Origin of the sequence: Pseudonocardia aurantiaca, assembly GCF_039526725.1 — a bacterium.
In the GTDB taxonomy this organism is placed as follows: Bacteria; Actinomycetota; Actinomycetes; order Mycobacteriales; family Pseudonocardiaceae; genus Pseudonocardia; species Pseudonocardia aurantiaca.
Window position 1 is genome coordinate 116,730 of sequence record NZ_BAAAJG010000004.1, and the last position, 12,839, is coordinate 129,568.

The following is a 12,839-nucleotide window of genomic DNA, read 5'->3' on the forward strand; positions in this document are numbered from 1 at the left end:
GCCGGCGAGGAGGACCGGTGAGCGACGGCCGGGAGGTGGAGCGCCCGTCGGTCGTCATCTACCGGCACCTGGGTGCGTCCCCCGCCGTGCTGCACGAAATATGCGCGGGCGCGGAGGAGGAAGGCGTGCCGACCCGGGTCGAGCCCGTCCGGGACACCGACGGTCGCGACGCCGCGGCCCTGGCGCATCTGGCCGCGCTGGACTCCGATTTGGAGGTCGGCGTCGGCATCGACGCGGGCGGCGTCATCGCGGTTCACCACGCCAAGCTGCCGCCGGCGGCCCCGGCCCACGTCACCTCCCCCTCGGCGGGCCGGCCGGACTGCCGGCGCGCGGGTCAGGTGGCCGCCCGGATCGTCACGGGTCTGCCGATCGCGCCCTGAACGCACCAGCCGGAACCGAGACGATCCAGCGGGGTCGAACCGGGGCGGCGTGGGCCCTTAATTAACCGCGGCGGGCGGGTCTCCGAGAGCGAAGTGGTCCTCGGGCAGGGCCGTCGTATCGGGTGAGCCGCCGGCGTCTCGTGCTGCCGTGTTCGATTCCGTGTTCGCTTCCGTCACCGCGTCGGTGTCGGGGGGTGTGGAGCGTTCGAGAAACCGGAGAAGCTCGACGGGGAAGGGCAGCACGAGGGTCGAGTTCTTCTCGGCGGCGACCTCGACCACGGTCTGCAGAAGCCGCAGCTGGAGTGCCGCGGGGTGCTCGGTCATCACCTCGGCGGCCTTGGCGAGCTGCCGGGAGGCCTGCAGCTCGCCCTCGGCGGTGATGACGCGCGAGCGGCGTTCGCGCTCGGCTTCGGCCTGCCGCGACATCGACCGCTTCATCGACTCGGGCAGCACGACGTCCTTGATCTCGACGCGGTCGATGTGGATGCCCCAGCCGACGGCGGGGTTGTCGAGCATCAGCTCGAGGCCCTGGTTGAGCCGCTCGCGGTTGGACAGCAGGTCGTCGAGCTCGCTCTTGCCGATGATCGAGCGCAGCGAGGACTGCGCGACCTGGAGGATGGCGGAGGCGTAGTCCTGGACGTCGACGGCCACGCGCACGGGGTCGATGACGCGGTAGTAGACGACCGCGTCCACCCGGACGGTCACGTTGTCGCGGGTGATGCCGTCCTGGGCGGGGATCGGCAGCGTGACGATCTGCATGTTGACCTTCTGCATGCGATCGGCGAACGGCGCGATCATCGCGAGACCGGGCCCGCGGGTCTCCGGGCGGACCCGGCCGAACCGGAACACGATTCCCCGCTCGTACTGCTGGACGATCCGGACGCTGCTTCCGGCGAGCGCGAGCCCGATGAAGGCGATCACGATGAACAGGAATGCGATGGTCATGGCGGTTCCACCCCCGGATACCACGTCGTGCCGGGCTCGTGTATCGTAGCACGATATAAATCGGATTCGGGGCTGTCTGTGCGACAGAAGCCCCGGCGACACACACACCGACACTGACGCCCCCACCCCGAGGAGTCGTGTGATGCCCCGCATCAACAGGGAGCTCGAGAACGCCGGTCCGGGCCCCTTGACGAAGCAGGACTTCGAGGCGCTGGCCCAGTTCCGGTTCGGCATCCGGCGCTACCTGCGCTTCAGCGAGGAGACCGTCCGGCGCGACGGGCTGACCCCGCAGCAGTACCAGCTGCTGCTGGCGCTCAAGGGTTTCCCCGGGCGCGACTGGGCGACCGTGCGGGAGGTGGCCGAGCGGCTCCAGCTGCGCCACCACAGCGTCGTCGAGCTGGTCAACCGGGCGCAGGCCGAGGGGCTCGTCGAGCGGGCGGCGGATCCCGAGGACGGGCGGGTCGTCCGGGTGCTGCTCACCGGCCGGGGGGAGCATGTCCTCTCGCGTCTGAGCCAGCTGCACCGCGAGGAGCTGGGCCGGATGCGGACCGTCCTCACACCTCCGGCGTGGAGCGACCCGTCCGACGCGCACACCTCCCACATCCGGCAGGTGCAGCCGTGACCCCGGACAGGCTCTACCAGGTCCGCGCGGCCGAGCTGACCTCCGACACCGCCCAGACGTCCGGGATGCGCCGCGAGGAGGCGATCTCCGGCGCCACGGTCGGGTCGGAGAAGCTGTGGACCGGGCGCACGATCGTCGGCCCGGAGGTCAACTCGGGCGACCACCACCACGGCGAGTCCGAGACGTCGATCTACGTGGTGTCGGGACATCCTGAGTTCGTGTTCCTCGAGGACGGCGCCGAGCGCCGGCTGCGCACCGAGCCCGGCGACTTCGTCTACGTCCCGCCGTGGGTGCCGCACCGCGAGGAGAACCCGGACCCCGATGAGGAGGCCGTGGTCGTCATCTCGCGGACCACCCAGGAGGCGATCGTCGTGAACCTCCCCGGCCTGTGGCTGGCGGAGCCGCCGGGCAAGGCGGACGGCGACGCCGCCTGGCACCGGCCTCGTAGGTCACCGCCGGATCGGGAGTGAGCACTCGAGTCCTGAAGCTCACGTCATCGCCGTTCCCAGTGGTCGGGCGGTGGCAATACGCGCTCGATCGCGCGAATCGCCGGAGGCCGGCGTGCTGGATGCCATACCTCGCGATCGGCGAAAGACCAGGCGTAGGTCGGGCTACCGTCGCGAATGCACTCCAGGAGCGCAGGCTCATCGAGCTGCTTGGCGGACCATTCGTACAGTTGCTGCAGCCGCGGCCCGATGAGCCCGTAGTCCAGCATCTGGCCGAGATTGCGCTCGGCGGCGACGTACGCCGCGACCTCGTCCCCGAGCGGATAGCGGTCGGGAAGGACCCGCGACAGGGACAGGAAGATCCCGGTCATCCCGAGGCGGGGATCGCCGAGCAAGGGTCCCAGCCAGGCGAGCCGGCCGAGCGCCAGACGCGGAGCTGCGACCAAAGCGTGCGCGTAGAGCACGCGCAGTAGCACGACGTTGAGGAAGAAGCGCTCCGGACGGCTCTCGCCGTCGGCCAGGTCACGATGGTCGAGATAGGCGGCGGCGATGCTCGCGTTGTGCGCCCGGTACCACGTCTGTGCGCTCGGATCAGAGACGAAGTACATCCACAGGTCGACAGTGTGCGACGACGGCGTCCCTACCAAACCCCCACTGCGGGCGACAGCCTCGCAGCCATCGCGCAGCAGCCGCTCATTGACCGCCCGCCACCAGGGACTGCCTGGAGGCGTTGCAGTCAGCGGCGCCAGCACCCCGCGGCCGAGTTGCCAACGCAGGAACGACAGAGCCGCCCGGCGAAACGGCAAGTGCCGAGGTGCCCGGCCGACCGGACCGTGATACGTCCGGACGATCAGCTCAAGACGGGCGGCCGGATCGTCACGCACGGCTTCGACCTGATCGAGCGCCCAGGCCGCGGCGGAAGGCTCCGAACTCACACTCCTATGGTCGAACAACGTTCGGCTCTCTACAACCTCAGCGAGGGCAGTGGCCACGGGTACCGCTCGGCAGCCGGGAATACGGGCCGACGGGGCGGACGCTGTCGATGCAGTGACAATCGCATCCGAATTCTCCGTGACCTGGGACTACCGCTGCCCGTTCGCCCGCAACGCGCACGAGCACATCCTGACGGGCCTCGCGGCGGGCACCGACTGGCAGGTGCGCTTCCTGCCGTTCTCGCTCGGGCAGGCGCACGTCGAGGAGGGCGGGGTGAGCGTGTGGGACGACCCGTCGCAGGACACCGGCATCCTTGCCCTGCAGGCGGGTGTCGTGGTGCGCGACGAGTTCCCCGACCGGTTCCCCACCGTCCACCGCGGGCTCTTCGCGGCCCGGCACGACGAGGGGCTGCACCTGGAGGACCGTGCGGTCGTCGAGAAGGTGCTGACCGAGCACGGCGTGCCCGCCCATGTGGTCTTCGGGCGCATCGACTCCGGCGCGGCGCTCGCCACCGTCCGCCAGGAGCACGAGGCGTTCGTCGCCTCCCACACGGTGTGGGGGGTGCCGACGTTCATCGCGGGCGACGAGGCCGTGTTCGTCCGGCTCATGGACCGGGCCCCGGCGGGCAGCGACCCGGCGCCGTCGATCAGGGCGGTCGAGCGGGTCGTCGACATGCTCACCGGGTGGCCCGAGCTGAACGAGTTCAAGCACACGGTCGTCCGGCGCTGACCTCGGCCGCAGCTGTCAGCATTGAGGTTGTGGCGCGGCCCGCCGCTGGTCCTGATGTTGCGTCAGCAGGAACGCCCGGGTCCGTGCCTTCTCCTCCGCGGACCGCCCGAACGGCATCCCGAGGAACTCGTCGACGCCGGCCTCGCGCAGCTTCTCGAGCTGGCCCGCCACGGTGTCCTCGTCGCCGATCAGCGTCGCGTCGGCCGGCTCGGGCCAGCCCTCGCGGTCGAGCATGGCGCGGTAGGACGGGAGCGTCCCGTACATGGCGAACTGCTCAGCCGCCAGCGCGCGGGCTGCGGCGACGTCGTCCGTGACGCACACGGGCAGGCCGCTCAGCACCTCGACCTCACGACCCACCTCCCCGGCGGCGCCTCGCAGGGTCGGGCCGATGTGGTCGGCGATCGTGCGTGGCCCGGTCATCCACGTGATCGTGCCCTCGGTGCGCCGCCCGGCGAGGCGCAGCATCTGAGGGCCGAGAGCGGCGACGTAGACGGGCGGGGGAGGTGCCCCCGGGATGCGGAGGCGACCGCGGGTGGACACGATCTCCCCGCGCACGTCTGCCTCCTCCCCGTGGAGCAGCGGCAGCAGGCCGTCGAGGTACTCGCGGAGCCTGCGCACCGGCCGGTCCCACGCGATCCCCCACATCTCCTCTGACACGGGGCGATGCGCGAGCCCCAGCCCGAGGGCGAGCCGGCCGCCCGCGACCAGGTTGACGGTCAGCGCCTGCTGGGCCATCACCGTCGGGTGCCGGACCTGGATCGGCAGCACCGCGGTACCCACCCGGATGCGGTCGACCTCGTGCACGGCGACGGCGAGGATCGTGAGCAGGTCGGGATCCCAGGGCAGCTGAGAGCTCCAGACGCGACCGAAACCGTCGTCGCGCGCCGCCCGAAGGTCCTCGACGTAGCGGTCGACCGGTGAGCTGGCGTCCCCGCCCCCGATGCCGATCATCAAGCTGATGCGCATGTGAACCTCCAGCCGCTCGCGGTGTGGCGTGCTCCATGACCGATCCTGCTCCGCGCGGCCCGCAGTGGACGGGTCGTCACCGGTTGAACAGCCAGAGGATCAGCCAGATGAGGGCGTTCAGGGCGAGCGAGATGAGCAGCATCGACGTGATCGGGATGTAGATCCGGGTGTTGCCGCTGCTGATCCGGATGTCGCCGGGAAGGTTCCCCAGCCAGGACAGCGCCCCGGTCCAGGCGAGGAAGCCGCCCAGGAGCAGGATCAGCCCTCCGCCGACCAGCCACGGACCCCACTCCCTGGCCACGGATCACCAACCGCAGCCGTCGGGCGGGACGGGCTGCGGGGACGCGGTCCGCCGGTCGGTCTCCTCGGTGCTGGTCATCCCGAACCTCTCGCAGGCGGGGAGGCGGGGACCTCGTGCCTCCGCAGTGACTCTCGCCGAACCCGCGGCGGTCGGTCCTGATCCTCGCGGGACGAACGATGGCGCCCCGCCCTGCGCTGTCGGTGCATGCGCCCGGCTCGTCGCGCGGCCGCCATGCCACCGCTGACCTGCGGTTCCCTGCTCCCGTCACATTCCAGGTTCAACGGCCCGCACCTGGGCACACCTGCCTGCATCTTTAGGCGGTGGGAGGTGTCGGCAATGTCGTCTGACCTGGAGGAGCTCGTCGCGGCCGATCCGGTCGAGCTGGCGGTCGAGATCGGGCTGGAGTACGTCAACGACGCGATCCCCGGGATCACACGCGAGCACGGATCGGACGGGTGGGTCTACCGCACCCCCGACGGCGCGGCGGTCACCGAGCCCGATGAGCTGACGCGGATCGCGGCGATCGGCATCCCGCCGCGCTGGACGCAGGTGTGGATCAGCCCGAACCCGCGTGGCCACATCCAGGCCACCGGCCGCGACGGGCGCAAGCGCAAGCAGTACCGCTACCACGAGCGGTGGCGGGAGGTCCGCGACGCCACCAAGTTCCACCGGATGGGGGCGTTCGGGGAGGCGCTGCCCGACCTGCGGCGGCGGGTCGACGCGGACCTCGACCTCGCCGGACTCGCCCGGGACAAGGTGCTCGGCGCCGTCGTCCGGCTTATGGACGAGACGCTGATCCGGATCGGCAATGAGCAGTACGCGCGCGAGAACCAGTCGTTCGGGCTGACCACGCTGCGCCACGAGCACGTCGAGATCGAGGACGACGCGACGGTGCGGTTCGAGTTCCGGGCGAAGTCGGGCAAGGAGCAGCAGGTGCGGCTGCGCGATCCGCGGCTCGCGGCCGTCGTGCACGCCTGCCACGAACTGCCCTGCCAGGAGCTGTTCTCCTACGTCGACGACGACGGGCGGATCGTCGACGTCGGCTCGGCGGACGTCAACCGCTACCTGCGGGCCGTGACGGGGGCGCGGTTCACCGCCAAGGACTTCCGCACGTGGGGCGGCTCGGCGGTGGCGGCCGAGGTGCTCGCCGAGCTGGGGCCGCCGCGGTCGGTGACCGACGCGAAGAAGAAGATCATCCGTGCGCTCGACGCCGCCGCCGCCCGCCTGAACAACACCCGCGCGGTCTGCCGGGCCAGCTACGTGACCCCCCGTGTGCCCGACTCCTACCGCGACGGTTCCCTCGCCGCCGCCTTCGAGAGCGCCGAGCCACGCGATCGCCTCCGCCCTGCCGAGTGCGCCATGCTCCTCGTGGTGAGGTGAGCCTCGGCGCTCGCTCCTCCACCCGTGGGACGAAGAGCCCGCGGCGAGTCCGTCCTCGCGGGTCGACGCAGCTGGGGGAGCGGAGTTGCCACGGTGAGGTATGACGGCCGCGACCCACGACGAGCGCCACGCCCTGCTGGAGGAGCTCGGGCTGCTGCGTGCCCGCCGGCGCGAGCTCGAGGAGAGCCTCCGGTCCGACGACCATCGCCCGCACGACTTCGGTGAGGAGGGCGCGGTCACCGAGCTGCGCGACGAGATCGACTGGATCGACCGCCGCATTCGCGACCTCACGCACTACCTCTGGGAGGCGGGACGGCCCGACGGGGACACCTCCGAGCGGGTCGGCCTCTACAGCGTCGTGACACTCCTGTACCCCGACGGTCTCTCCGAGACCGTGCAGGTGACCCACTTCCCCGACGAGGACGTCCCGGTCGTCACACCCGACAGCCCGCTCGGGCGGGCGCTGCTCGGGGCGCAGCCCGGCGAGGAGATCGAGTGGACGGCACCGGACGGGCGGCTGCGCGCCCGGGTGGAACAGGTGCGCCGGCCGGCGTAGCGGGTCGCCCACGAGCGCGCGACCGGCCGCACGCCCGACGGACCCGGGAACCCGGCTACCGGGCTGCCCGGAGGGGGACGTAGTACGGGTTCGCCATGACCAGCCCGCAGAGCAGCAGCCGGGGGTGGGACCGGAGGAGGCCCACGATGACGCTCCCGGTGATCTCGCTCATGTCGTACATGCAGAGGAAGCCGACCGGGTGCCGGGCGGCAATGTCGTTGACCGCCAACTCGTAGCTGACGAGCTCGTCGAAGTCCGGCACCTGCTTCTCCCACCAGGTGCACTCCGCGCTCAGCCGGGCGAACTCGAAGGGCCCCGTCTCCACGGCCTTCGAGATGATCCCCTCCCAGAGCTCGACCGCGTTGTCGATCGAGAACTCCTCCGGTCGGAAGACCACGTCGGCGGCGCCGAGGACCTCGAGCTGACTTGTCGAGACGGCCTGCTCGACGTTGAGGTCACCGCCGATCGCGTCGCGGATCGAGCGGGTGTCCTGCTCGTAGATCCCGACGAGGCATTTGTGGCCGAGGCTCAGGCCCTCCCGCAGGAAGGGCATCAGCACGTCGTCGCGCTCCGAGCGGTGCCGGTAGAGCGCACAGATGTGGTCGCCGGGCTCGATCTCCACCCCGGGGATCCCGGGCAGCACCTGATCAGTCATCCGATCCTCCACGCATCTTCTGCGGCGCGGCGCGGGATCGTCGCCGACGCCCGAGGAACTCCATTGGCGGGCGCGGGCATCGTCGCGGGTGGTGCCCAACACCGTTTGCTGAAAGCGGTTGCGGCGGACCACCGAGGGCCGCCTCCCCGCGCTCCATCGAGCCTGGCACCGGGGGACGATGCCTTAACAACAACACTCACGACGGTTGGCCCTCGGAGGACGACTCCCGGCCCGTCGATCCTGCCTCGTGGGCCGTGGCAGCGCCTCGCGCGCCGATCCCCCGGTCCTCGGCGCCGCCGGCGAACCGGGTGATGATCGGCCCCGCGGTGGCGAGGATCAGGACATAGGCGGTGACCAGGGCGCCCAGCCGCGGATCCGCGGCCGCGCCGACCAGCCCGACCACGACGATCGAGAACTCACCGCGTGCGATGAGCGCGGTTCCTGCCCGGAGCCGGCCCCGCCGGTCGACGCCGTCGCGGCTCGCGGCGTAGGCGCCGGCCACCACCTTCGTGACCGCCGTGACGACGGCGAGCGCCAGTGCGGCGGGGAGCGCCGGAACGATGTCGGACGGGTTGACCGACAGGCCGATCGCGAGGAAGAACGCCGCGGCGAACAGGTCGCGCAGCGGAGTGAACAGCTCGCGGGCGCGGTCGGTGATCTCGCCGGTGAGGGTCAGGCCCACGAGGAACGCGCCGACGGCAGCGGAGATGTTGATCATCTCGGCGAGGGCGGCGACGACCAGGGTGATGCCGAGGATCCGCAGGAGCACCTGCTCGGACTCCGGGTGCGAGAGAACGTCGCCGATCCGGTGGCCCCAGCGGCGCGAGACGAACAGCGCGACGAGCAGCGCCCCGACGCCGACGACCACGCCGAGCAGCGCCTGCCACCACGTGCCGCCCGCGGCCGTCACGGCCAGCACGGGCAGGTAGATCGACATCGCGAAGTCCTCGAGCACGAGCACACCCAGGACCGCGTGGGTCTCCGGGTTGCGCAGGCGGCCCAGGTCACCGAGGAGCCGGGCGACGATGCCCGACGACGACACCCACGTGGCCCCGGCGAGCGCGAGCACGCTGACCGCGTTCAGCCCGAGGAGCAGACCTGCGACGGCGCCCGGTGCGGCGTTGAGGACGAAGTCGACCACGACGGACGGGACATGGCGCTTGAGGCTCTCGGTGAACTCGTCGACCGAGAACTCCAGCCCGAGCATGAGCAGGAGCAGCACCAGGCCGATCTCGGCGCTGGTCTGGATGTAGGGCGCCGACGTCGGTTCCGGCAGGATCCCGCCGTCGCCGATGGCCAGGCCGGCCAGGAGGTACAGCGGCACCGGCGACAACGACAGCCTTCGTGCGATCGTGCCGAGCACGCTCAGCGCGATCAGAAGCGTTCCCAGCTCCAGCAGCAGCGTGATCGGCTCCGGCACGGCCGGTCACTCCCGCCCGGTCGCACGCGGTGGCCCTGGCGGCTCCTCGGCCCCGAGCCGGATGGAGTGCCGCCACACCACGGCGGTGACGGCCAGCACGAGGATCAGCGCCATCAGGATGAGCAGCTCGATCCCCTGCGGGTTCCATTGGAACGACCTCTCGGCCTCCGCGGTCAGGATGAGGACGCTCCGGATCGCCGCGACGAGGCCGACCACGAGGAACGGCAGGGGGTCCAGGGCACCGCGGTGCTCGACCGCGATCGCGACGGTGTGGAGGAGCTCGGCGACGATGAACAGCAGCAATGTCTGCTCGAGGACCGTGAGCACGATCTCCGGCAGGTTGTAGGGGCCGGCCAGTACGACGGCGATGTAGCGCACGGTGTCGACGACCAGCACGACGCCCAGCACCGCGAGCAGGATCGCAACCACGACGTGGACCACGTCCTCGGTGGCCCGGACCGCACGTCCCACCACCGCGGCCACCCCGGTGGGCATGATGTGCGCGTCGCCCGGTCCGGCGGGCATCAGACGGCGAACGGGTAGGTCTCGGGCACCTCGCCGGTCACCCAGACAGAGATGCGTTGAGGACGCGGCCCCTGAACATGGAGCGGTAGTACTCGGACGGCCACCGCGTTCCGCTCGGCGTAGAACTGCTCGTTCGCGGCGAGCAGCCCGTCGCGCCGGGCGTACTCCACCGCGTGGCGCTGCAGGTCCTGGAGCTGTTCGAGCACCTCCTGCTCACAGGTGTCGCCTGCCCTCATCGCGGCAGCCAGGCCAAAGGTCGGCCCGTCGTCGGTGCCGTAGTGGTCGAAGCAGGCGTAGCGTTCCCGCGCCCGCAGCCCGGCCTCCGGATCCACCCGGTCCAGGTAGTTGATGACCTCGTCGATCGAGCGGTGGAGGCTGTAGAGGTCGAGCCCGTAGAACCCGGCGGCGGACTCGTCGCCGCCGCGGTCGTTGCGCTCGCGCAGCGAGCCGACGAAGTCGAGGACGGCGGCGTTGCGCCACATCCAGGTGGGGAAGCGCTGGAACCCGCGCAGGGCCTCGTCCGCGTCGGCGTCCTCGCCGCGGTTCCGGACGTAGCGGTTCACCCGGTAGGCGTCGGGCCAGTCCGCCCCCGCCGCCACGGCGCAGAACCCGCGCTCCTCGATGAGCCGCCGGGTCATGGCCACGCGTGCGGCGTAGAAGTCGTGGGTGCCGTGCGAGGCCTCGCCGATCAGCACCAGCTCCGCGTCGCCGACGAGGTCGAACAGCGCCCGGTCAGGGGGCACCCCGTCCTCGGTCCGGATCGCGGCGGCCTGGATCACCTCGGCGTCGCTCAGGACCCTCTCGGTCCGGCGCGCCGAGGCCGACGTCGCTGCTTCCTGCAGCAGCGACCGCACCTCCTCGTCGGTGACTTGCTCGAAGTTCCAGTACGAGGCGCCCACCGCGGTGAACGGGGACGGGGTCGTGGCGCAGACCACCTCGTCGACCAGCGCCGCGAGCTCCTGGCACGTCGACTCGGGCGCCGCCGGCACGGCCACGACGATCCGGGCCGGGTGGTGGCGGCGGAGCGCGGCGATGGCGGCCCGCATGCTGGAGCCGGTCGCGATGCCGTCGTCGACGAGGATGACGATCTTCCCCGTGAGGTCGGGCATCGGCCGGCCGCCCCGGTACGCCTGCTCCCGGCGGAGGAGCTCGCGACCCTCATGCTCGGCGGCCTGCTGGATGACCTCCGGGGTGATGCGGCGGGCGCGGACGACGTCGTCGTTGACCACGAGCACGCCGCCGCTGGCGAGGGCGCCCATCGCCAGCTCCTCCTGCCCGGGAGCCCCGAGCTTGCGCACCACGAAGACGTCGAGCGGGGCGCCCAGCTCCTTGGCGACCTCGTAGGCGGGCGGTACCCCGCCGCGGGGCAGCCCGAGGACCACGACATCGTCGCGACCCCGGTAGTGCTCGAGCAGACTCGCCAACGTCCGCCCGGCGTCCCTCCGATCGCGGAACAACCGATCCGGCATCTCTCCTCCTGAGACTCCGGCACAACGACAGGCAGATTCTGCGGAGGGGTTGCGGCCACCGGCACCGACCCGGCGGCACCACACTCGCCGGTTCGTTCGTCCCCCCGGCGCAACGGCGGGGGTGCACGGCCGCTGACGCGGTCCCCGGGACCGCGCTACCGGCGGCTCGGGTCGCCGGGTGTGGGCTCGGGTGCGGGGCGGGCGGCCCGGCGCCGGACGCTGTCACGGCGACTCCCAGCGGACTCTCGCCGCGCACTGAGTAACGGCGTCAGCCGTCGAGAACGGCCAGGTCGAGTTGGCGGAGCCGATCGGGGTCCGCGACCACGTCGATCTCTCTGATCGTGCCGTCCGTGATCGTGAAGGCGAGCACCAGGAACAGCCGCCCTCGGGGGGCCATCACGAGGCCGACCGCCCCGTTCACCAGTGCGGGCTGCGTGAACCGGGTCCGTGCGGACGCGAGGAGCGCGCCCTTCGCCACGTTGCGGACACCGCGGAGTACGACGGGTGCGGGAGTCAGGCCCGCGGTCCGGTCGGCTCGGAGCACTTAGTCCGGATCGAGCAGCGCGAGCAGCGCGTCGAAGTCCCCGCCGCGGGCGGCGTCCAGGAAGGCGTCGACGACACGGCGCTGCCGGGCCAGATCTGCCTCGGCCGCCGGGGTGCCCCTCGGACCCGGCGGCGGGCGCGGCTGGCGAGTTGCCGGGCGGCGGCCGGGGAACGCTCGATCATTGGGGCGAGCTCGTCGAAGGGCATGGCGAACAGTTGTTGATGCGCTGGTGGCAGTCAACCGTGGATGATCGGCCGCCGAGGGTGCCGCGTCGCCCGCCTTGCGCGAGATCGACATCGCGACTAGAATCGAACACATGTTCGAGACCGTGGCGCCTCCCCTCCGGGATGAGCTCGCGGATCTCGACCTGCTCACCTGGCCGGAGCCGCCACCGGACCGGACCTGGGCCGACACCGCCCCGTCCGGCATCGCCGCCCTCGAACTGGACGTGGACACCGCGGACCCGGCGGGTTTGTCGGATGCGCAGTTGATCGATGCGATGGTCGGGTTCGAGCGGCAGGCCGCGTGGGCGCAGGCCCGGCAGGCCCGGATCGTGGCCGAGTTCGCGCGGCGCCGCCCGCCGGACGCCAAGGACCTGGCCGGCACCGACCGCACCTGCGCGGCCAGCCCGTACGCCCCGGACGAGGTCGGGCTGGCGCTACGGCTGTCCCGCCGGACGCCAAGGACCTGGCCGGCACCGACCGCACCTGCGCGGCCAGCCCGTACGCCCCGGACGAGGTCGGGCTGGCGCTACGGCTGTCCCGCTGGTCGGCGACCGCCCGGATCGCACAGTCCCGGGAACTGGTCGAGCGGCTCCCGGAAACCCTGGCCCTGTGGCAGGCCGGGCGGTTGGACGAACGCCGGGTGACCGCGATCTGCGATGCCACCCGCCACCTGACCGTTGAGACGGCGCGGGCGGTGCAGGAGCGGGTGCTGCCCCGGGCCCCCGAACAAACCCTTGGCCAGTT

General features: G+C 71.6%; 14 protein-coding genes and 2 pseudogenes. 7 read left to right on the forward strand and 9 right to left on the reverse strand.

Annotation, left to right across the window (positions count from 1 at the left end; genetic code table 11):
- Positions 1–17: 17 nt before the first annotated feature.
- Positions 18–380 (forward strand): glycerol dehydratase reactivase beta/small subunit family protein, encoded by a 363-nt coding sequence (locus tag ABD143_RS08350; RefSeq protein ID WP_343973763.1) that lies wholly within the window; start codon positions 18–20, stop codon positions 378–380.
- 57 nt (positions 381–437) lie between these two features.
- Here the strand turns inward: ABD143_RS08350 and ABD143_RS08355 are convergent, their stop codons facing one another.
- Positions 438–1,325: a slipin family protein gene (locus ABD143_RS08355; protein WP_343973766.1), complete on the reverse strand. Its 888-nt coding sequence runs from the start codon at positions 1,323–1,325 to the stop codon at positions 438–440.
- Positions 1,326–1,467: 142 nt separating this feature from the next.
- On the opposite strand from ABD143_RS08355, the gene ABD143_RS08360 reads away from it, so the two are divergent.
- Both ABD143_RS08360 and ABD143_RS08365 read left to right on the forward strand, forming a co-directional pair.
- Positions 1,468–1,947 (forward strand): MarR family winged helix-turn-helix transcriptional regulator, encoded by a 480-nt coding sequence (locus ABD143_RS08360; protein ID WP_343973769.1) that lies wholly within the window; start codon positions 1,468–1,470, stop codon positions 1,945–1,947.
- Positions 1,944–2,417, forward strand: a complete 474-nt coding sequence (locus ABD143_RS08365) for a cupin domain-containing protein (RefSeq protein ID WP_343973771.1) — start codon at positions 1,944–1,946, stop codon at positions 2,415–2,417. The genes ABD143_RS08360 and ABD143_RS08365 overlap by 4 nt, the downstream gene beginning before the upstream one ends.
- 23 nt (positions 2,418–2,440) lie before the next feature.
- Here the strand turns inward: ABD143_RS08365 and ABD143_RS08370 are convergent, their stop codons facing one another.
- A complete protein-coding gene (locus ABD143_RS08370) occupies positions 2,441–3,328 on the reverse strand; it encodes a hypothetical protein (protein ID WP_343973773.1) in 888 nt (295 codons plus the stop codon).
- 112 nt (positions 3,329–3,440) lie between these two features.
- Between ABD143_RS08370 and ABD143_RS08375 the strand changes: the two genes are divergently transcribed.
- Positions 3,441–4,055, forward strand: a complete 615-nt coding sequence (locus ABD143_RS08375; RefSeq protein WP_343973775.1) for a DsbA family protein — start codon at positions 3,441–3,443, stop codon at positions 4,053–4,055.
- Positions 4,056–4,070: 15 nt separating this feature from the next.
- Here ABD143_RS08375 and ABD143_RS08380 read toward each other — a convergent pair whose 3' ends face one another.
- Complete coding sequence (locus ABD143_RS08380) at positions 4,071–5,021, reverse strand: TIGR03564 family F420-dependent LLM class oxidoreductase (RefSeq protein WP_343973778.1); 951 nt, start codon at positions 5,019–5,021, stop codon at positions 4,071–4,073.
- A 76-nt stretch (positions 5,022–5,097) separates the two neighbouring features.
- Positions 5,098–5,322, reverse strand: coding sequence for a DUF2905 domain-containing protein (locus ABD143_RS08385; protein WP_343973780.1), 225 nt, complete (start codon positions 5,320–5,322; stop codon positions 5,098–5,100).
- A gap of 336 nt (positions 5,323–5,658) precedes the next feature.
- On the opposite strand from ABD143_RS08385, the gene ABD143_RS08390 reads away from it, so the two are divergent.
- Together ABD143_RS08390 and ABD143_RS08395 are read left to right on the forward strand one after the other, a co-directional pair.
- Complete coding sequence (locus ABD143_RS08390; protein ID WP_343973782.1) at positions 5,659–6,702, forward strand: DNA topoisomerase IB; 1,044 nt, start codon at positions 5,659–5,661, stop codon at positions 6,700–6,702.
- Positions 6,703–6,802: 100 nt separating this feature from the next.
- Positions 6,803–7,258 carry a GreA/GreB family elongation factor gene (locus ABD143_RS08395; protein ID WP_343973785.1) on the forward strand — a complete coding sequence of 152 codons (456 nt, stop codon included), beginning with the start codon at positions 6,803–6,805 and terminating at the stop codon, positions 7,256–7,258.
- 55 nt (positions 7,259–7,313) lie between these two features.
- Here the strand turns inward: ABD143_RS08395 and ABD143_RS08400 are convergent, their stop codons facing one another.
- From ABD143_RS08400 to ABD143_RS08420, 5 genes and pseudogenes are all read right to left on the reverse strand, one after another.
- On the reverse strand, positions 7,314–7,913 hold the full coding sequence (locus ABD143_RS08400; protein ID WP_343973788.1) for an MEDS domain-containing protein: 600 nt from the start codon (positions 7,911–7,913) through the stop codon (positions 7,314–7,316).
- Positions 7,914–8,109: 196 nt separating this feature from the next.
- Positions 8,110–9,333, reverse strand: coding sequence for a cation:proton antiporter (locus tag ABD143_RS08405; RefSeq protein WP_343973791.1), 1,224 nt, complete (start codon positions 9,331–9,333; stop codon positions 8,110–8,112).
- 6 nt (positions 9,334–9,339) lie between these two features.
- Positions 9,340–9,858 (reverse strand): phosphate-starvation-inducible PsiE family protein, encoded by a 519-nt coding sequence (locus ABD143_RS08410; protein ID WP_343973794.1) that lies wholly within the window; start codon positions 9,856–9,858, stop codon positions 9,340–9,342.
- Positions 9,858–11,327 carry an erythromycin esterase family protein gene (locus ABD143_RS08415; protein WP_343973797.1) on the reverse strand — a complete coding sequence of 490 codons (1,470 nt, stop codon included), beginning with the start codon at positions 11,325–11,327 and terminating at the stop codon, positions 9,858–9,860. The genes ABD143_RS08410 and ABD143_RS08415 overlap by 1 nt, the downstream gene beginning before the upstream one ends.
- A 268-nt stretch (positions 11,328–11,595) precedes the next feature.
- Positions 11,596–12,086 (reverse strand): annotated as a pseudogene (locus ABD143_RS08420) (sigma-70 family RNA polymerase sigma factor family protein); the annotation flags it as partial.
- 310 nt (positions 12,087–12,396) lie between these two features.
- Between ABD143_RS08420 and ABD143_RS38140 the strand changes: the two are divergent.
- Positions 12,397–12,813 (forward strand): annotated as a pseudogene (locus tag ABD143_RS38140) (DUF222 domain-containing protein); the annotation flags it as partial.
- Between the last annotated feature and the right edge of the window lie 26 nt (positions 12,814–12,839).

Excerpts from the sequence above, each read along its gene's own strand:
- ABD143_RS08410 (WP_343973794.1), bottom strand. The coding sequence starts at position 9,858 with ATGCCCGCCGGACCGGGCGACGCGCACATCATGCCCACCGGGGTGGCC.
- ABD143_RS08400 (WP_343973788.1), bottom strand. The coding sequence starts at position 7,913 with ATGACTGATCAGGTGCTGCCCGGGATCCCCGGGGTGGAGATCGAGCCC.
- ABD143_RS08380 (WP_343973778.1), bottom strand. The coding sequence starts at position 5,021 with ATGCGCATCAGCTTGATGATCGGCATCGGGGGCGGGGACGCCAGCTCA.
- ABD143_RS08395 (WP_343973785.1), top strand. The coding sequence starts at position 6,803 with ATGACGGCCGCGACCCACGACGAGCGCCACGCCCTGCTGGAGGAGCTC.
- ABD143_RS08415 (WP_343973797.1), bottom strand. The coding sequence starts at position 11,327 with ATGCCGGATCGGTTGTTCCGCGATCGGAGGGACGCCGGGCGGACGTTG.
- ABD143_RS08360 (WP_343973769.1), top strand. The coding sequence starts at position 1,468 with ATGCCCCGCATCAACAGGGAGCTCGAGAACGCCGGTCCGGGCCCCTTG.
- ABD143_RS08355 (WP_343973766.1), bottom strand. The coding sequence starts at position 1,325 with ATGACCATCGCATTCCTGTTCATCGTGATCGCCTTCATCGGGCTCGCG.
- ABD143_RS08390 (WP_343973782.1), top strand. The coding sequence starts at position 5,659 with ATGTCGTCTGACCTGGAGGAGCTCGTCGCGGCCGATCCGGTCGAGCTG.